At 55.5% G+C, this 18,865-nt stretch carries 14 protein-coding genes; 6 read left to right on the forward strand and 8 right to left on the reverse strand.

What is annotated here, in order from left to right; translation table 11 throughout:
• Window positions 1–70: 70 nt before the first annotated feature.
• The 4 genes from mmsB to EV681_RS17875 all read left to right on the forward strand — a co-directional run bounded on the left by mmsB (window position 71) and on the right by EV681_RS17875 (window position 4,775).
• Window positions 71–964 carry a 3-hydroxyisobutyrate dehydrogenase gene (mmsB, locus tag EV681_RS17860; protein ID WP_128394782.1) on the forward strand — a complete coding sequence of 298 codons (894 nt, stop codon included), beginning with the start codon at window positions 71–73 and terminating at the stop codon, window positions 962–964.
• The gene (locus EV681_RS17865) at window positions 961–2,127 is read left to right on the forward strand and encodes an acyl-CoA dehydrogenase family protein (protein WP_128394781.1); all 1,167 of its coding nucleotides are present in this window, start codon (window positions 961–963) and stop codon (window positions 2,125–2,127) included. Before mmsB ends, EV681_RS17865 begins: the two co-directional genes overlap by 4 nt.
• A 73-nt stretch (window positions 2,128–2,200) precedes the next feature.
• Complete coding sequence (locus tag EV681_RS17870; RefSeq protein WP_130304764.1) at window positions 2,201–3,466, forward strand: magnesium and cobalt transport protein CorA; 1,266 nt, start codon at window positions 2,201–2,203, stop codon at window positions 3,464–3,466.
• 160 nt (window positions 3,467–3,626) lie between these two features.
• Window positions 3,627–4,775 (forward strand): NAD(P)/FAD-dependent oxidoreductase, encoded by a 1,149-nt coding sequence (locus tag EV681_RS17875; protein ID WP_130304765.1) that lies wholly within the window; start codon window positions 3,627–3,629, stop codon window positions 4,773–4,775.
• Window positions 4,776–4,932: 157 nt separating this feature from the next.
• Here the strand turns inward: EV681_RS17875 and EV681_RS17880 are convergent, their stop codons facing one another.
• Window positions 4,933–5,631, reverse strand: a complete 699-nt coding sequence (locus EV681_RS17880) for a tellurite resistance TerB family protein (protein ID WP_130304766.1) — start codon at window positions 5,629–5,631, stop codon at window positions 4,933–4,935.
• Between the two features lie 226 nt (window positions 5,632–5,857).
• Here EV681_RS17880 and EV681_RS17885 point away from each other — a divergent pair, with 226 nt between their 5' ends.
• Complete coding sequence (locus tag EV681_RS17885; RefSeq protein WP_128394777.1) at window positions 5,858–6,343, forward strand: YajQ family cyclic di-GMP-binding protein; 486 nt, start codon at window positions 5,858–5,860, stop codon at window positions 6,341–6,343.
• A gap of 338 nt (window positions 6,344–6,681) precedes the next feature.
• Here EV681_RS17885 and efp read toward each other — a convergent pair whose 3' ends face one another.
• From efp to acnB, 7 genes are all read right to left on the reverse strand, one after another.
• Window positions 6,682–7,239, reverse strand: coding sequence for an elongation factor P (gene efp / locus EV681_RS17890; RefSeq protein WP_128394776.1), 558 nt, complete (start codon window positions 7,237–7,239; stop codon window positions 6,682–6,684).
• Window positions 7,240–7,335: 96 nt separating this feature from the next.
• Window positions 7,336–8,655 (reverse strand): elongation factor P maturation arginine rhamnosyltransferase EarP, encoded by a 1,320-nt coding sequence (locus EV681_RS17895; RefSeq protein ID WP_130304767.1) that lies wholly within the window; start codon window positions 8,653–8,655, stop codon window positions 7,336–7,338.
• Window positions 8,639–9,838 (reverse strand): DUF2863 family protein, encoded by a 1,200-nt coding sequence (locus tag EV681_RS17900; RefSeq protein ID WP_128394774.1) that lies wholly within the window; start codon window positions 9,836–9,838, stop codon window positions 8,639–8,641. Before EV681_RS17900 ends, EV681_RS17895 begins: the two co-directional genes overlap by 17 nt.
• Before the next feature lie 178 nt (window positions 9,839–10,016).
• The gene (gene acnA, locus EV681_RS17905; RefSeq protein ID WP_130304768.1) at window positions 10,017–12,704 is read right to left on the reverse strand and encodes an aconitate hydratase AcnA; all 2,688 of its coding nucleotides are present in this window, start codon (window positions 12,702–12,704) and stop codon (window positions 10,017–10,019) included.
• A 151-nt stretch (window positions 12,705–12,855) separates the two neighbouring features.
• Window positions 12,856–14,046, reverse strand: coding sequence for an aminotransferase-like domain-containing protein (locus EV681_RS17910; RefSeq protein ID WP_130304769.1), 1,191 nt, complete (start codon window positions 14,044–14,046; stop codon window positions 12,856–12,858).
• 398 nt (window positions 14,047–14,444) lie between these two features.
• Entirely contained in the window at window positions 14,445–14,816 is a 372-nt protein-coding gene (locus tag EV681_RS17915; protein WP_128394771.1) for a glyoxalase superfamily protein, read from the reverse strand.
• 245 nt (window positions 14,817–15,061) lie between these two features.
• Complete coding sequence (acnB, locus tag EV681_RS17920) at window positions 15,062–17,647, reverse strand: bifunctional aconitate hydratase 2/2-methylisocitrate dehydratase (protein WP_130304770.1); 2,586 nt, start codon at window positions 17,645–17,647, stop codon at window positions 15,062–15,064.
• A 232-nt stretch (window positions 17,648–17,879) separates the two neighbouring features.
• Here acnB and EV681_RS17925 point away from each other — a divergent pair, with 232 nt between their 5' ends.
• Window positions 17,880–18,845, forward strand: coding sequence for a DUF3139 domain-containing protein (locus tag EV681_RS17925; protein ID WP_128394769.1), 966 nt, complete (start codon window positions 17,880–17,882; stop codon window positions 18,843–18,845).
• Window positions 18,846–18,865 lie beyond the last annotated feature (20 nt).

Raw genomic sequence — 18,865 nt, forward strand, 5'->3', positions numbered from 1 at the left:
CAATATTGTCCAGGTCACAGGCGGGGCGCCAGTCTTTCCTGTGCCGGACTAAAAAATAATGGAGACAGCAATGAATATCGGTTTTATCGGGCTGGGTAATATGGGTGCGCCAATGGCGCTGAATCTGCTCAAGGCGGGCCATCAACTGCAGGTGTTTGACCTGGTTGCCTCGGCGGTGGCCGAGCTGGTTCAGGCAGGGGCCACGTCTGCTGCATCACCCCAGGAGGTGGCGGCCGCCCGCCCCGAGGTGCTCATTACCATGCTGCCCGCCTCGGTGCATGTGCGCAAAGTTTACCTGGGAGAGGGCGGGGTACTTGCTGCGGTCGATCCGAGTGTGTTGTTAATAGACTCTTCCACCATCGATCCACAAACGTCGCGCGAGGTGGCTGCCGCCGCTCAGCGGCAAGGCAACGCCATGCTGGATGCGCCGGTCTCAGGCGGCACCGTTGGCGCCAAGGCCGGTACGCTGACATTTATGGTCGGCGGAGAACAGGCTGCCTTTGATAAGGCCCTGCCGATACTGGAACAAATGGGCAAGAATATCGTCTATTGCGGCGGGGCCGGCAACGGGCAAGTTGCCAAGGTTGCCAACAATATGCTCTTGGGCATTTCCATGATCGGCGCGGCCGAGGCCATGAGTCTTGGCGTATCGCTGGGCATGGATCCCAAGGTACTGGCCGGTATTATCAATACTTCGTCCGGCCGTTGCTGGAGTACCGAAGTCTATAATCCCTGGCCCGACGTGGTTGAAACGGCGCCGGCCTCCAAAGGTTATGCCGGCGGCTTTGGGGCCGATCTGATGCTCAAGGATCTGGGGCTGGCCACAGAAGCGGCCCGCGCGGCCAAAGTGCCGGTGGTCATGGGCGCAACGGCGCAGCAGCTGTACCAGACTTTCAGCGCACAGGGCAATGGTCATCTGGATTTTTCCGCCATCATCCAGTCTATGGGAAAGGTTGAAAAATGAGCACATTCGACACGGCGCTTAGCGAAGAACAACGCATGATCCGCGATATGGCGCGTGATTTTTCCCAGCAGGAAATTGCGCCGCACGCTGCCGCCTGGGAGGCTGCCGGCTGGATCGATGATGAAGTATTGCGCCGCATGGGAGACCTTGGCCTGCTGGGCATGGTTGTACCCGAGGAGTGGGGCGGATCGAAAACTGATTACGTATCGTATGCACTGGCGCTGGAAGAAATATCCGCTGCCGATGCGGCAACCGGCACGTTGGTGTCGGTTCATTGCTCTGTGGGTTGTGGAACGCTGCTCAACAGCGGCAACGAGGCCCAGAAAAAGCAGTGGCTGCCCGACCTGGCCAGCGGTCGCGCCATTTCATGCTTCTGCCTGACTGAACCGCAGGCCGGGTCCGAGGCGCACAACCTGAAAACCCGCGCCCAGTTACAGGATGGCAAGTGGGTGCTCAATGGCGCCAAGCAGTTCGTGACCAATGGCAAGCGCGCCAGGCTGGCCATTGTTTTTGCAGTGACCGATCCGGACCAGGGCAAACGCGGTATTTCCGCTTTTCTGGTGCCGACCGACACGCCGGGGTTTATTGTGAACCGGGTGGAAAGCAAACTAGGTATCCGGGGATCGGATACCTGCGCCATCACGCTTGAAAACTGCGCGATCGACCAGGAAAACCTGCTTGGCGAACGTGGCCGGGGCTTATCGATTGCACTGTCGAATCTGGAAAACGGCCGCATCGGTATCGGAGCGCAGGCGGTGGGGATTGCGCGTGCCGCGCTTGAGGCCGCCATTGCTTACGCCAAAGACCGTGTCCAGTTCAATGAACCGCTGATCAAACACCAGAGTATCGCCAATATGCTGGCAGACATGCATACTCAGGTCAACGCTGCCCGGCTGATGGTGTTGCATGCAGCGTCATTGAAGGACAAAGGTATTCCGTGTTTGTCCGAAGCGTCCCAGGCCAAGCTGTTTGCTTCGGAAATGGCCGAGAAGGTTTGCTCGCATGCGATTCAGATTCACGGTGGCTATGGCTATCTTGAAGACTATCCGGTGCAGCGATTTTACCGCGACGCCCGCATTACCCAGATTTACGAGGGGACCAGCGAAGTGCAGCGCATGATTATCACCCGCGGACTGGTTGACTATACCGGGTTTTGCCCCTGAGATCGCTTGCATTTGCGGTAAACGCGGGTGTAAGGTAAAAATGGTATCATCGCCAATCTGCAGGGAGCCCGTTATGGAAGATGAAAAAAAAACCGATGCCAGCGAAAAAAACAATGAAAGCGTGGGGCCTGCCGGTCCCCGGGAAGATGTGAAAGATCAGCAGGACGGCGGCGGCGCTGCAGGCGATGCCGGCAACAAGGCGAGCGTTCAGGCAGCCGACAACCTGGAGAACAAGGCGGGCAAGCGGGCCGACAATGTTGCTGCCACTCCCGCCGCCGCTACTGCCGCCACAACCGATGCCCCCGGCGCCCCGCAAAAGAAAACGGCAGCCAGCTCCCCGGCAGCAAAAACGGCCAGTCCCGATAGCGGCTCAGGTGTCGTCGCTTCAGTGGAGTATGTCCGCGGTCAACGCCACGCCGTCATTGCGCCCGAAAAAATTGCCGGCTACAAGCGCGATGCAGATCACTTGCTATGGACGGGTCTGAAGGATCCGTCTGACGAAGAATTGCGCATGACCTGTAAAAACCTGTCTTTCAGCAAGCTGGCGACCAAGGAGATCGTCAAGCGTCATTACCGTCCGAAAGTAATTGACTATGGCGACTATATTCTGATTGTCGCCGTGACCATTTCTCGCGAAAACAAGAAAATCGTCTATGGCGAGATGCAGATGATTTTCGGACAGAGCTTTATTCTGACCGTCAGGCGGGGCGAAGCGATGACCAACACGCCCTTGCGCAAGCGCCTGGAAGGCTCGCCGGAGTTGATTGCCCGGGGCAGTGACTTCGTGGTGGCTGAAATACTGGATGGACTGGCAGACAGCTACCTGCAACTGGCCGGCAGTTTCGAAGTCGACGTTGAACAGCTGGAGCAGAAAATGATTCTGCATGGCTTTCGTGAATCCGATGTGCGCAAGCTCTACAAGATGCGGCGTGATTTATTGCGTGTGCACACGTCTATTGCACCTGTCATTGAAATCTGCACGCGAATGTCGGTGGTCAACCTGACCTTTGTGGAGCAGGACTCACAGGGTTATTATCGTATTGTTGCAGACCGGGTGGCGCGGATTGATGACCAGATGAACGCCTTGCGCGAATCGCTGGCCTTTGCCTTTGAAGCCAGCCAGATGATTGCCCAGGCGCACCAGACCGACATTACCAAAAAACTGGCTTCCTGGGCGGCGATACTGGCCGTGCCTACCGCCATTGCCGGGATCTATGGCATGAACTTTACCAATATGCCGGAATTGAACTGGACCTATGGCTATCCGTTGATCATGCTATTGATGTTCCTGATTTGTGGCCTGCTGTTTCGTCAGTTTCGCAAGACCGGCTGGCTGTAAATCCCCATGCTAATGATGAGGTGAGCGTGCGTTTATGAGCAATCTCATTCATAATATCTCAGAGAGTGTCCGGTCGGGTGTTACCCCGCCAGACCCGGCACGGTAACGATATGCTGCCGACAAAAATAGCAGCCATCGGCCAACGAAGCGGAGAAAAATTTTGAGCGATGCAGCAGTGTTTGATTATATTGTTATCGGATCCGGGATTGCCGGCGCCTCCTTTGCATATCAGCTGTCGCAGCGACCGGGCACGATTCTGGTGCTCGAGCGCGAGGCGCATGCAGGATACCATTCAACGGGGCGCTCTGCCGCCATGTTCATTGAAACCTACGGGCCGCCGCAACTGCAGGCACTGACCCGCGCCTGTCGGTCATTTTTCGAGAATGCCCAGTCCAGTGGCTTTTCCGAGCATCCGGTGCTGCATCCCAGGGGCTGCATCTATGTTGCAACCCATGCGCAAAAAGAAATTCTTGACAGCACCTATCGTGAGCTGCTTGCCCGTGCCCCGAATGTCGAATGGCTGACCGCGGCGCAGGTCCTGGAACGTGTGCCGTGTATGAAGCCGGACGATCTATACGGCGGCATATATGAACGAGACGCAGAAGATATCGATGTTGACGCTTTGCACCAGGGATACCTGAAGGGCATGAAGCGCAACGGCGCCGAGCTGGTTTTCTCGGTGGACATTCGCCAGGGACGACGGCAGGACGGGGTCTGGACCCTGGAAAGTGTCGACGGCAGGCAATTTCGTGCACGTCACGTTGTTAATGCCGCCGGTGCCTGGGCTGATGTTGTTGCACAGGCTTGCGGCGTGCAGGCCGTCGGGATTCAACCACGCCGGCGCAGTGCATTTACCTTCGCTGCACCCGAAGGGCTGAACCTGGAGACGCTGCCCATGGTCTGTGATATTGAAGAGACCTATTACTTCAAGCCAGATGCTGGTCAGTTACTGGGCTCACCGGCGAATGCGGATGATGTACAGCCGCAGGATGTCGTGGCCGAAGAGCTGGATATCGCGACCGGCATTTATTATATTGAGCAGGCAACGACCCTGCAGATTCGCCGGCCTACGCATGTCTGGGCAGGCTTGCGCAGTTTTGCACCGGATGGCAATCTTGTTATTGGGTGGGATCCTGCTGCAGAGGGGTTTTTCTGGCTGGCCGGACAGGGCGGCTATGGTATTCAATCTTCAGACGGCGTTTCTCGTCTGGCCGCTGCGCTGGCCTTGAACGAGGCCGTACCGGACGATTTGCTGGTACAGGGCGTAGATCCAGGGCTGTTGAGCCCCTTGCGGTTTCGTGCGGGTTGACCGTGCCAGCAGGCGAAAGGGAAAACGGCCGCGCCAGTAACATATAGGCGGGCCGTTTTTGCCTGGATGGTCTGCTTATTGACAGGCCGGGGTTCATTTGAATTGGCCGGGATGTATTCGGCGCTGTTCAGTTGCCGCTTTGCCGACCAAAACCGTCTTAAGCCTTGGCGACCTGGGTTTCCAGTTCTGTTTTGAGCTCCGGCGTCAGGTCAAGTTGCTTGGCCAGTTCATCCAGATACGCTTTTTCCATGAAATTCGTACTGTCAATAATGGACACGCTGATGGCATACATTTGCGATGCCAGGTGCGGATCGGTGGCCAACCTGGCGATGGCAACCGGATCTACTGGTTTGGCCAGTTCTGCCTTGAGCCATGCCTGTTCTTCGGGCGTGCTCATTTTGCTGAAATACTGGTCCAGGATGGTCTGCTCGTTTTCTTCGATATGACCATCGGCCTTGGCGGCGGCAATCATGGCTGTCAGAATGGCTTTGCTTTGCACTTCCGCCTGCGCTGGCGGCAATTGATTGATCGGTGTCGGTGGCTGTGCCTGAGCGGCAGCGGGGGCTGGGGCAGATGCCTGCATCTCGGGCTGGCGGTCAGACTGGTTTGCCTGCCAACGCTGGTAGGCACGATATGCCACGGTGCCCAGCGCGGCCAACCCGCCGTAGGTTGCCAGGTTGCTGTTGGCTTTGTGCCCCACCAGCATGCCCAACACACCTGCACTCAGGGCTGTTTTGTCACCGTCGGACAGCAGTGACTTGTCGCCGGATGTGGCTGTTTTTACTGATGATCCAGCCTGGTTCATTGCCGATTTGCCGGCGCTGAGCAGGGATTCGAGTATATTAAGTGCACTCATGAGGGGTATCCTTATTCAATGGTGGGGACCGATAGCGGTCAATCTGAGTCAGATCAATCGACTTCTATCAATGCTCAGACCTAGTCTACCAAGTTTGAGTGTCATATTGCAGTCAGTATTTGCTGGCTTTTATAAATATTTACGTTGGCCATTGCGGTGCTGTTTCGTTGAAACACCGTGACAGGACGCGTAGAATATCCTTTAATTTCAATTGATGGAGAGATGGATGCCAAGTTTTGACGTGGTCAGTGAAGCCGAAATGACAGAGGTGCGCAACGCAGTCGATCAGGCTAACAAAGAAGTTTCCACCCGTTTCGATTTCAAAGGGTCCGATGCCCGCATCGAGCAAAAAGAGCTGGAACTGGTGATTTATGCCGACGATGATTTCAAGGTGGCGCAGGTACGCGAAGTGCTGCTCAATAAACTGGCCAAGCGCAACGTGGACCTCAGGTTCCTGGAAAAAGGCAAGGAAGAGAAAATTTCCGGCGACAAGCTCAAGCAGTTCAATACCATCAAAAAAGGCGTAACCGGCGATTTGGCCAAAAAAATCGTGCGTATTATCAAGGACAGCAAACTGAAGGTGCAGGCAAGTATTCAGGGCGATAGCGTCCGGGTCACGGGCGCCAAGCGCGACGTGCTGCAGGACGTGATTGCCCTGCTGAAAAAAGAAGTGGCCGACGCACCGTTAAGCTTTAACAATTTCCGGGACTGATGTCGATACTATCAGTGGCTGCTATATCGGTGGTCAACTCTCGGTGTTGACATTTCGGTGTCGTTATTTCGCTGACGCCGTACCCTTGCGGCGTATCGGCCAGCAGCCTCGGGTAGTCGCCTTCGAAACCATACTCGGATATCATTCCTGATAACCCTAGTGACAGGCCGGTTGAACTTGTACGGGTAGTCGCCCAGTGTCGCGACAGGCTACCGCACACTGTTTTTTAGCATAAAAAAAGCCCGCCTGGCCTGCTGATACGATCAGCGGGGCTGGCGGGCTCTCTCATAATAGGGCTTGCGATTTTCGTGAAAAACGCCGGGCCCGATTATGCGCAATTACATGACACGACTGCGGTATTCGTTGGTGCGTGTGTCGATTTCGATTTTATCGCCGATATTGCAGAACAGCGGCACGGCCAGATTGTAACCGGTACTGATTGTGGCTGGCTTGAGCACTTTGCCTGATGTATCGCCCTTGACAGCGGGTTCGGTATAGGTGATTTCACGAACAATGATCGTAGGCAGTTCTACAGAAATGGCACGGCTTTCGTAGAACACGACTTCAACGGTCATGCCTTCTTCCAGGTAGTTCAGTGCGTCGCCCATGCTTTCGGCTTCGACTTCATACTGGTTGTATTCTTCGTCCATAAACACATACATGGGGTCGGCGAAATACGAATAGGTGCATTCTTTCTTTTCCAGCAAGACAACTTCAAATTTTTCGTCTGCCTTGGACACCTGCTCGCTGCCAGAACCTGTCAGCAGATTTTTGAATTTGAGTTTAACAACAGCGGAGCTGCGGCCAGACTTGTTGTATTCGGCTTTTTGCACGACCAGAGGTTCTGTGCCCACCATGACGACGTTACCTACGCGCAGTTCTTGTGCGGTTTTCATTAAATATGCTCCGGATGGAATGGATGTAGCAGATTCCGCTGCAGACCTGGCAGGTGTGGTGCCTGAACGCGGACGCCGGCGGAAAAAAGTATGATTTTAGCCTGAGTTGGCGGCTTTTTCATAAAAAATCCGGATGGATTCCGATAATGTCTTGTTTTTAGACAAATTTTCAGCAAATGTGCGACAGCTTCTGCGCCAGCTATCCAATTGCCCGGGGGTATTGAGCAAGGACGTAAGCTGATTGGTGAAATAGGCATGTCTGGAGGGCGAATTCCAGCTGCGCATCATGGCCTTGGTTTCTTCATGTCCGGGAAAAAGTGCCAGCCATGCCTGCAGTTTTTTCAGGTGAGTGTCGTCACTTTGCTCGTATATCTGCCATAGAAAGGGTTTGCGGGACCAGATGGCCCGGACAAAACTGTCTTCGCCGCGCACAAAATTCAGATCGCACAGCCATAATAATTGGTCGTATTCGTCCTGAGGCAGAAAAGGGATGCGCAAGAGCGTGACGCCGGGCAGCGGTGTCTGCTGGTCCTGCGCAGCGTCTTGCTCTGAAGCGGCAGGGCTTTTGGCCTGCCCCATCACCTGGGGTGCCGCCTGAAGTGCTGCACCCGGTGAGGCATCTGGCGAGGAGGCAGGGGCGTTGCTCATACCAGTATCCGGAATTGAAACAGCGCCATGCAATTGTGTAATGGCATCGCGTTCCAACTGAGGCAAGACTGATTGAGGCACCAGCAGCACGACCGGCTTGCGTGATTTTCGTAAGGCATGCAGCAGGCTGCGATAGGGCGCCGAGGCATAGCAGAACAGACTGACAAAAAGTGTGTCCGCTTCCAGATAGGCCTGCACTTGCGGCAGGCCAAGGCGCTGCAGAAACTGTTTTTTCTTTGCTGAGGAATGTATCCAGCTGCGCCGACGCTCGCTTAATCCGGCTTCGCCAATCAGCCCGCCAGTCTGGTCTGAAAAACCGGGAAAGAAGAAATACTTTGTGACGCCGTTGCGTTGCGGAGAAGGTTGGGCGTGAAAGCCCGCCGTCCAGGACTCGGCCGACAGATATTCAAGATTGAGCCATAGCTTTGTATGGCCCGGCATGGCGTCAATGTATGGGGCGGGTGGATCGCAGGCGAATGCCTCGATCACCAACTGTGCCGGCGTATGCGAGGTTTGATTGTCCGTCCAGTGAATGATCCGGATGCCTTCGACCAGTTGTTCATCCAGTTCAGGTTGCACCGTCGGGGCCAGGCGACTAAAAACATCCAGGTCATCAACCCAGAGCCTGACGTGTGCCGGCCATTCGCGATGCAGGGAGCGGGCAAGCCGCCAGCACACGCCGATATCGCCGAAATTGTCGACGACGCGGCAGAAGATATCGATATGGGGTTCGTTGCCGGTCGCTACGGGTTTAGTGGAAGCGTCCAATCGGATCCTCCGATACGTCAGGCATCATCACGGGCATCAATTCGCCAGCCGGATTGGGAAATAACGGTTCGTCCGACACATCGCTGCTGCCGTCGAGCACTTCTTTAAGGCAGGTGATATGGCGAATACCGTTGTTCTGCAGATGGTCCAGTAACGTATTGAGCTGAGCAAAATCGTTGATGGTCTCCAGTTGCTGATCTTCGGTCTCGTCAGGAAAGACCGGCCACAGGCACCCGTAAATCACTTCATGCGATTGCAGCAGCGTAAAGCCGATCCTGATCTCCCGCAAGGCCTCGTCCTGATACAGGGCGACGGTGGCGCGAAATGCATCCGGTGTGGTGTCAAAGACAGTTTGCAGCCATTGTGTGGCCGCTGTGATGGCTGCAAAGCGGATACGTTTATCAGCCTGGCGGTTGGCGATATAAAAGGCGTCGGGCAGCATGAGTTCTATGCCGCAGGCCGGCAACAGCTTCTGGAACAGCGGCGTTGCCGCAGTACGCCAGTTGTCAAGGCAGGCCTGGCGCTGTTCGCTGAACGGGCCCTGGACTTGTTGCCAGCGGAAAACCGCCTGGCCTTTCGGTGTGCACAAGGCTGCCAGCACAAAGCGGCTGTCCGACATCAACTGCATGTCTTCGGACTGGTCATCAACCGGCACTCCGGAACGAACTTGCGTGCCGAAAACCTTGCCGGTAATGGCCATCATCCACTGGAAAACACCGGTAAACGAACGGGGCATCTGATCGACGCTGAGAATTTGCGGATGGATGGCCATTCGCACGTCACTGGCGGCAATATGCTGACTAAGCAGCTTGCTGAGCGCCAGTTGTGCGGTGCCATCAAGGATGGGCAGGGGGATCTCGAAACGGGTCCAGGCGATGACCGGGATTGCCACGAACACGCAGTCGTAGGTCACGCCATCGTGGACCCACTCGCAGGACTCCGAGAGCGTTTCTGCATTCTCCAGCAGAATGTCATGGGTTTCGGAATCGCTATCGGATAAATGATCCAGCAGTCGTTCAACCGTCTTTTTGCGGTTCTGTTTAAAAATATCCAGAAGAGCGGTCTGAATCAGATTTTCCCAATAACGATCTTCAACAATGCAGCCTGATTGCTTCAGGGCAAGGCATAAATCGAGTAGCGGTTGATCGCTGGCGTGCAGGCTGGCTGGTTTTTTCCGGTTCATTACACTTGTAGTTGCGCTGCCGGTCTGCCTTCAAAAGACGAGCCGGGCAGCATGTTAGGATCGCGCGCCGTTGCGCTGATCGGGCAAAACACCATTTGTTCGCCCGGGCCGGCGGTGCAGGGACATGCGGCAGAAGACTCCGCCTGTTGTCCCGGCACGGTGCGGACCCCGGCGTTTATCAAAGCAGCTGGCGTAGTACGAACGGCAAAATACCGCCGTTCTGGTAATAATCAACTTCAATTGGGGTATCGATACGTAGTAGAACGGTGACGTCCTGCGAGCTGCCATCATCCCGACGAATGGTCAGCGTGACATCCTGCTGAGCCTTGATGCCGTCTTCCAGTCCGCTGATATCGAATGTTTCGGTGCCGGTGATGCCCAGTGTATCGACACTGTCATTGTCCTTGAACTGTAGCGGCAGCACGCCCATGCCAACTAGATTGCTGCGGTGGATGCGCTCAAAGCTGCGTGCAATGACGGCCTTGACGCCCAACAGCTGCGTCCCCTTGGCGGCCCAGTCGCGTGAGGAACCCGTGCCGTATTCTTCTCCGCCGAATACCACGGTGGATACGCCATCCTGGATGTATTTCATGGCGGCATCGTAAATGGACATCTGCTCGCCACTGGGCTGGTGCAGGGTCTCTCCGCCCTCTACGCGACTGCCTGTAGGCAACGGCGGAATCATCAGGTTTTTGATACGTACGTTGGCAAACGTGCCGCGCATCATGATCTCATGATTGCCGCGGCGCGAACCGTAGCTGTTGAAATCTGCTTTCATGATGCCGTGTTCGTTGAGCCAGCGGCCAGCAGGCGAGGTTTCCTTGATGGAACCGGCCGGCGAGATGTGGTCGGTCGTGACCGAATCGCCAAAGATACCCAGCGCCCGGGCATTCTTGACCGGCGGCATGGGTGACGGCGTCATTTCAAATGCGTCAAAGAACGGTGGTTTGGCTATATAAGTAGATTCAGGCCAGTTGTAAACATTTCCCGTCACGCCCTTGATCTTTTCCCACAACTTGCCCGGGTTGGCTTTGACCTGGGCGTAATTGTTGCGATAGACCTCGGGCTGCATGGCAGCTGTCAGCAGTTCCTGCACTTCTTGTTCGCTTGGCCAGATGTCGCCGAGCCATACGTCGCCGTTTTTGCCTTTGCCAACCGGCTCGGTCATGAGGTCTTTGTTGATGGTACCAGCCAGGGCATAGGCGACCACCAGCGGAGGCGAGGCCAGGAAGTTGGCCTTGATGTTCGGGTGGATCCGGGCTTCGAAGTTGCGGTTGCCGGACAGGACTGCGGCGCAGACCAGATCATTTTCAGTGATGGACTGGTTGATATCGGCCGACAGGTCACCGGCATTGCCAATACAGGTGGTGCAGCCGTAGGCCGCCACGTCAAACCCGAGCTTGTCCAGATAGGGCAGCAGGCCGGTTGCGGTCAGGTACTCGGTGACCACGCGGGAGCCGGGCGCCAGCGAGGTTTTGATATGGCTGGAGATTTTCATGCCAGCCTGCACTGCTTTTTTGGCGAGCAGCCCCGCAGCCAGCATCACACTGGGATTGGACGTATTAGTGCAGGAGGTGATGGCGGCAATCAGGATATCGCCATTTTTGAGCTTGGTACCTGCGCTGGTCTCGAAAGTCTGCTCGAATTTTTCAGGGCTCTGGTTAAAGCCGTTTTCGATGGACGGTTTGATGAACAGGTCGGCAAAGGTATCTTTGACGTTGCCGATCTCGATACGATCCTGCGGGCGCTTGGGGCCGGCCAGGGAAGGGGCCACGGTAGACAGGTCAAGGTGCAGCAGTTTGGTGTAGCGGATATCCTTGCCCTTGGGAATGCCATACATGTTCTGGGCTTTGAAATAACTTGCAAGCGCGTCCACTTCCTGCTCGGTGCGGCCAGTGCCCTTGAAGTAGTCGATGGTGTGATCGTCGACCGGGAAAAAGCCCATGGTAGCACCATATTCCGGCGCCATGTTGCCAATGGTGGCGCGGTTGGTCACCGACAGCGTTGCCGTGCCTTCGCCGCAGAATTCTACGAATTTTCCGACAACCTTTTCACGGCGCAGCATTTCGGTCAGTGTGAGCACCAGATCGGTCGCAGTGACGCCGCCGCGCAGCTTGCCGGTGAGTTCCACCCCGATCACATCTGGGGTAAGGAAATAGACCGGCTGGCCAAGCATTGCCGCTTCTGCCTCGATACCGCCCACGCCCCAGGCAACCACGCCAATGCCATTGATCATGGTCGTGTGGCTGTCGGTACCCACCAGGGAGTCCGGATAGTAAACGTTGTTTTTCTGGTAGACGCCGCGGGCCAGGTATTCAAGGTTGACCTGGTGGACAATACCAAAACCGGGAGGCACGACACCGAAAGTATCGAAAGCTTGCATGCCCCATTTCATGAACTGGTAGCGCTCCTGATTGCGCTGAAACTCCACTTTCATGTTCAGATCCAGCGCTTTTTTGGTGCCGAAATAGTCGATCATGACCGAGTGGTCCACGACCAGGTCTACCGGCACCAGCGGTTCGATCCGTTTTGGATCCCTGCCCATTTTTTCGGCAACCGCACGCATGGCGGCAAGGTCGGCCAGCAATGGCACGCCGGTAAAGTCCTGCAGGACGACACGGGCAACCACAAAAGGAATTTCGTCTTCGCGCTTGGCCACCGGTTGCCAGTTGGCAAGCTGGCGTACATGTTCTTCGGTTATTTTCTTGCCATCGCAGTTGCGCAATACCGATTCAAGCACAATCCGAATGGAAACCGGCAGCGACTGGACGTCAACGCCAAGTTGCTTGCCCAGTTCTGGAAGGGAATAATATTTTGCAGTGTTGCTGCCGATACTGAATTCTTTGAGGGTGCTTGCTAACGACATTTTTATCTCCGGGGCGGTTCCGCACAAACAGTATTAAGTGTAGATCATTTTACTCCTTTTTAGCGGTGCAACCGGCAACAAAAAAGGCAGCTACCCCACAGGATAGCCGCCTTTTCCGGATATTACAGTTGAATTTAAATGACCGACCGCATCACGCAGTGAAGAGTTTACCCAGATCGGCAATACCGGCCCGGATCTTTTCTTCGGTCACGGTCACGAAACTCAAGCGTAGCGTGTTTTTCGGCGCATTGACGTTGGGATAGAAAGGTTCACCCGGCACATAGGCCACTTTGTACTGTTCAACGGCCTGGGCCAGCGCTACGGTAGTGTCAAACTGTTCGTCCACTTTCACCCAGATAAACATGCCGCCGGTGGGGCGAGTCCACTTGGCCGACTTTGGAAAGTGCTCGTCCATGGCGTCAAGCATGTATTGGCACTGATTGCGATACAGCTCGCGTACCTTGGGCAGGTGCGTGTTCAGGAAGCCGTCCTTGATGGTTTCGTACACGGCCATTTGGGTTACCGTGGCGGTGTGCAGATCGGTTGCCTGCTTGATTTGCACCAATTTGGCAATGATTTCGCGAGGTGCAACCAGATATCCCAGACGCATGCCGGGCGCCAGCACCTTGGAGAAAGAACCCATGCGCAAGACGGTTGCACCGGCCTGGCGGCCCAGATGCAGCAGTCCGGGCAATGGTTCGCCCACGTAGCGCAGTTCACCGTAAGGATCATCTTCCACAATGGGTACATTCAGGCGGGCGCAGCGCTCTACCAGCGCCTGGCGGCGTTCCAGATCCATGGTGCGGCCGGTCGGATTCTGAAAATTGGGCAGGCAGTATATAAAGCGGGCGCCATCGGCTTTTTCGTCGCTGATGTCTTCGGGTATCAGGCCGCCGTCGTCGGTAGCGACCGGCTCGTAGACGGGTTCAAACAGCGAAAATGACTGGAGTGCTCCCAGATAGCTGGGAGATTCCACCAGCACTTTGCTGCCCGGATCAATGAACAGTTTGCCGATCAGATCCAGCGCCTGCTGGGAACCGGAAACGATGAGCACCTCGTCCACGTCGATTTGCGTGCCACGCGCCTGGAAGTCGCTGACAACCCATTCGCGCAGTGGCCGGTAGCCTTCGGTCGGCCCATATTGCAAAGCCACCTTGGGAGATTCAGACAGTACCTTGTCATATGCGGCGCGGATCTGTTCGGTAGGGAAACCCAGATGTGAGGGCAGGCCACCGGCAAATGATGTGACATCAGGACGTTCGGTAATTTTCAGGATCTCGCGGATGGCGGAGCTGGTCAGTTGCGTAGCACGTTGGGAAAATTGAAAGGGAACTCGGTTCATAATGACGGTTGGAATTGTTCGGACTGATAGATGAGGCGCAGGTTGTGCACTGGCACAGCCCGGCATCACAGGAATGGCTTTAACCCATACAGAACCGCAAGTCTTGTGTAAAAGACATGTTTATAGAAATTTTGTTAATTCGTATAAAGCGTCTATCTGGTAAAGTATGCTGTTGATTACACCACCACCGGCGCGGCTTTTCAAGCGATTGATGCAAAAGTGCCGAATTTGTGAGCTAAAGGTGGTTTTTGCCGCAAAACTGTTATGGCCGGCTCACCAATACAGCGCCAGTGAAGGCTTACCGCGTAGCCGGGGCTGCAGATTGGTCGCGCCGCAACGGGAGCCCGCTTGTCGATCCGGCCGGTGGATTTTCCTGCGAGAGGTGTCAATTCGCGAGGTCAGCTGTGCTCGTGATGCTGCTCACAAAATCTCAGGTGATTGCCAAAAGGATCCGAAATATTCATGGTGAACCCCCATGATTCTTTTGTTACGCCAGGGCGTGCAAATGACGCTTTTTTGTTGTTCAGGTCTTGCTGCAGCGTGTGGATCCCTTCCATGGGCAGGAAAACGGCGCTGCCCGGCGTGCCATCGCCGAAGTGTTCGCTCAAGTGCAGGACCAGGCTGTCACGGGCAATTTCCATGTATAACGGCAGGTCGGGCGCAAAGCGATGCTCCCAGCGCTTTTCAAAGCCCAGGAAATCCAGATAGAACGCCTGGGCAAGCGGGACGGAAAAAATGCGCAGAATGGGGATGGGGTGACCAAGATGCATGACAGCATATCCGAAAAAGGCCCGGGGGCCGGCGTGTTATTCCACTGCGTCAATCAAAGGTGATCGTCAATGGGGCCAAGCGTAGCAGGGCAATGGTACAGCATTGGCGCCTTGCTGGTGTAGCGGCTTGCAAAGCGGCAGCATAAAAATGGCACAAAAAAACCCGGTAACAGCGTACCGGGTTGATTGTCATGTCGCTCAACCCCGAAGGGCTGAGCGATGGTAATCAGATACCGACAGAATCATCAGATGCCAACAGAATCGGCGATTTCCTTGAAGTCTTCGATTTGGTCGAAGTTCATGTAGCGATAAATACTCTCGCTGTTCTTGGCGATAATACCCATGTCAGCCATGTATTCTTCGCGAGTCGGAATTTTGCCAAGACGTGAGCAGATAGCGGCCAGTTCGGCAGATCCCAGGTACACGAAGGTGTTCTTGCCCAGACGGTTGGGGAAGTTACGGGTACTGGTAGACATGACGGTTGCGCCTTCGCGAACCTGTGCCTGGTTACCCATGCACAATGAGCAGCCCGGCATTTCCATGCGGGCACCAGCGACCCCAAGCACGCCATAGTGGCCTTCTTCGGTCAGCTGTTTCTGGTCCATTTTGGTTGGCGGAGCAACCCACAATTTTACCGGGATATCGCGCTTGCCTTCGAGCAGTTTGGACGCAGCGCGGAAGTGCCCGATGTTGGTCATGCAGCTACCGATAAACACTTCATCGATTTTTGCACCGGCCACATCCGACAGGGTTTTGACGTCGTCCGGGTCGTTCGGGCAGGCAACGATAGGCTCGTGTACATCGGCCAGGTCGATTTCGATGACAGCAGCGTATTCGGCGTTGGCATCAGGCTCGAGCAATTGCGGGTCGGCAAGCCAGGCTTCCATGGCCTTGATGCGACGGCTCAGAGAGCGCTCATCTTCGTAGCCATTGGCGATCATCCATTTGAGCAATGTGATATTGCTGTTCAGATATTCGATAATGGGTTCTTTGTTCAGACGCACAGTACAACCGGCAGCGGAGCGTTCTGCAGATGCATCCGACAGTTCGAATGCCTGTTCGATTTTAAGATCGGGCAGGCCTTCGATTTCCAGGATACGGCCGGAGAAAATATTTTTCTTGCCTTGTTTGGAAACAGTGAGCAGATCGTTTTTGATGGCGTACAGCGGAATGGCATTGACCAGGTCACGCAGGGTAACGCCCGGCTGCATTTTGCCCTTGAAGCGCACCAGCACTGATTCTGGCATGTCCAGCGGCATGACGCCGGTGGCTGCGGCAAAGGCGACCAGGCCGGAACCGGCAGGAAAGCTGATACCGATCGGGAAGCGGGTATGTGAATCACCGCCAGTACCTACAGTGTCGGGCAGCAGCATGCGATTGAGCCATGAGTGGATGATACCGTCGCCGGGGCGCAGCGCAATACCGCCGCGATCACTGATGAAGTCAGGCAGCTCGTGGTGGGTTTTGACGTCTACGGGCTTCGGATAGGCTGCGGTGTGGCAGAAAGACTGCATGACCAGATCTGCAGAGAAGCCCAGGCAGGCCAAATCCTTAAGCTCGTCGCGGGTCATGGGGCCGGTTGTATCCTGGCTGCCGACCGAGGTCATTTTTGGCTCGCAGTATGTGCCGGGGCGAACACCGGTGCCTTCAGGAAGGCCACAGGCACGGCCGACCATTTTCTGGGCCAGGGTGTAGCCTTTGCCCGAATCTGCAGGGTCAACCGGCAGGCGGAACAGGGTAGATGCAGGCAGACCCAGTGCTTCACGGGCCTTGGCGGTCAGGCCGCGACCAATGATGAGGGGAATGCGGCCGCCGGCGCGCACTTCGTCAAAAAGTACCTCGGACTTGACCTTGAACTGGGCGATCACTTTGCCGTCTTTCAGGGCTTTGCCTTCGTAGGGGCGCAGTTCCACGACATCGCCCATATTCATGTCGGAGACGTCCAGTTCGATCGGCAGCGCGCCGGCATCTTCCATCGTGTTGTAGAAAATGGGGGCGATTTTGCTGCCCAGACAGACGCCGCCAAAGCGCTTGTTCGGTACAAAAGGAATGTCCTGACCAGTAAACCACAGGACGGAGTTGGTTGCCGACTTACGTGAAGAGCCGGTACCGACGACGTCTCCGACATAGGCAACCAGATTGCCTTTTGCCTTGAGTTCGTTCAACTGGCTGATCGGACCGATCTTGCCCGGTTCCTGAGGCTCGATGCCTTCACGCGGGTTTTTCAGCATGGCCAGGGCGTGCAGCGGAATATCCGGGCGGCTCCAGGCGTCAGGCGCCGGAGACAGGTCATCAGTATTGGTCTCGCCGGTGACTTTGAAAACGGTAATGGTCAGGCTTTCCGGCACTTCAGGACGGCTGGTGAACCATTCGGCATCGGCCCAGCTTTGCAATACGGCCTTGGCGTTGGCGTTGCCTTTTTCGGCTTTTTCCTGAACATCGTGGAATGCATCAAATACCAGCAGGGTTTTTTTCAATGCTTCGGCAGCCATCGTGCCCAGTTTTTCGTTGTCCAGCAGATCAACCAAGGGGCTGATGTTGTAGCCGCCCAGCATGGTCCCAAGCAGTTCAGTGGCTTTTTCATCGGAAATCAGGGCGCATTTTTCTGTGCCAAAGGCGACGGCAGCCAGGTAGGACGCCTTAACTTTGGCCGCATCGTCAACACCGGCCGGTACGCGGTGGGTAATCAGATCAAGCAGAAAAGCCTCTTGCCCGGCAGGCGGCGCCTTGAGCAGCTCAATGAGTTCTGCCGTTTGCTTTGCCGAAAGAGGTAGCGGAGGGATGCCCAGCGCATCGCGTTCTGCGGCGTGCTGACGATAGGATTCCAACATGATAAGACCCTTGAAATAGAGGAGGAGGGAAATGATTTTCGTCTATCATTATAAGGGTTTAGCGCTATATTAGCAAATGTCTTATATAAGACATAAGACTAAGGGCCACACTGCGGCAGATGCCGAAACCCGTTACAATCTCCTTCCGCCGACAGCGGATATTCAATTCTGTGTCAGGCTCACAGGTGTCAGACGCGGTTTGCCGCCGCTTAACGAATCGTAAGGAAACAAAATGGCCGGAACAAAGAAGTTCACACTCGCCGTTGGTACTATTGCTGTGGTCGCTGCGGCTGCCTGGTTTGGCGCCAATTACTATGCCAAAACCCAGATTGAGGAAAAACTGAACGCCTATCTGGTCGAAAACGATATCCAGAATAACGTGACCTGGGGCTCGCTTGACGCGTCCATACTGGGTAATGCCTCCCTGCATGATGTCAAAGTTGTGCGCAAGGACGATCCGGCAAAATTCTTTACCATCAAAAATGTGACGGTGCATGATCTGCAGACCGGCAGCGACGACAAAAAAGTGGATTTTGCCTTCGCCGGCCTGGCTGACGAAACCGGCAACAGCCCGTTTCGCGCGGCGTTAATGGAAAAGGCAGGCCAGTTGGGCTATGACAGCCTGCCCTTGCTGGACGGACGGGTCAAGGGTACGCTGAACGAAAAACAGGATACGTCCGACTACGATGTCACCCTGAGCCAGCCAGAGGTGGGCAATATCAATCTGGTGCTCAAAGCCGATAAAATCGTCGAACTGGTCAATACCGTTCGTACCCGCGAAGAAGAGCTCAAATCCAATCCGCTGCTGCTGATCAGCGCGCTCTCGCCCGTCACGATACGGCAATTGAATATCAAGTTTGACGACGCCGGCCTGATGCCGCGCGTGGTCAAGGTGCAGCAGGGCGTGGCGCCAGTGGAGGGCAAACCGACAGCGCAACAGACAGAGGCGTTCGACGCCCGTCTGGCCAAATCAGAAAGTGACTGCCGTCAGCAGGCGCCTACCTTGGGCATTGCGGACCCCGAAGGCGTATGCACCGCGGTCAGCCGTTTCATGAAGAATGAGGCCAAGAGCTTGAACGTGCAGGCCAGCCCCAACCCGCCCCTGCAACTTATGACATTTGTCATGCAAACGCAGATGGGCAACCCCCAGGGCATTATCAAGGCAGTGCAGCAACTGAACCTGAAGGTCACCAACTGATAGTCCGTCTTTGTCTGGCA

Origin of the sequence: Advenella incenata (genome assembly GCF_004217095.1) — a bacterium.
Taxonomy (GTDB): domain Bacteria; phylum Pseudomonadota; class Gammaproteobacteria; order Burkholderiales; family Burkholderiaceae_B; genus Advenella; species Advenella incenata.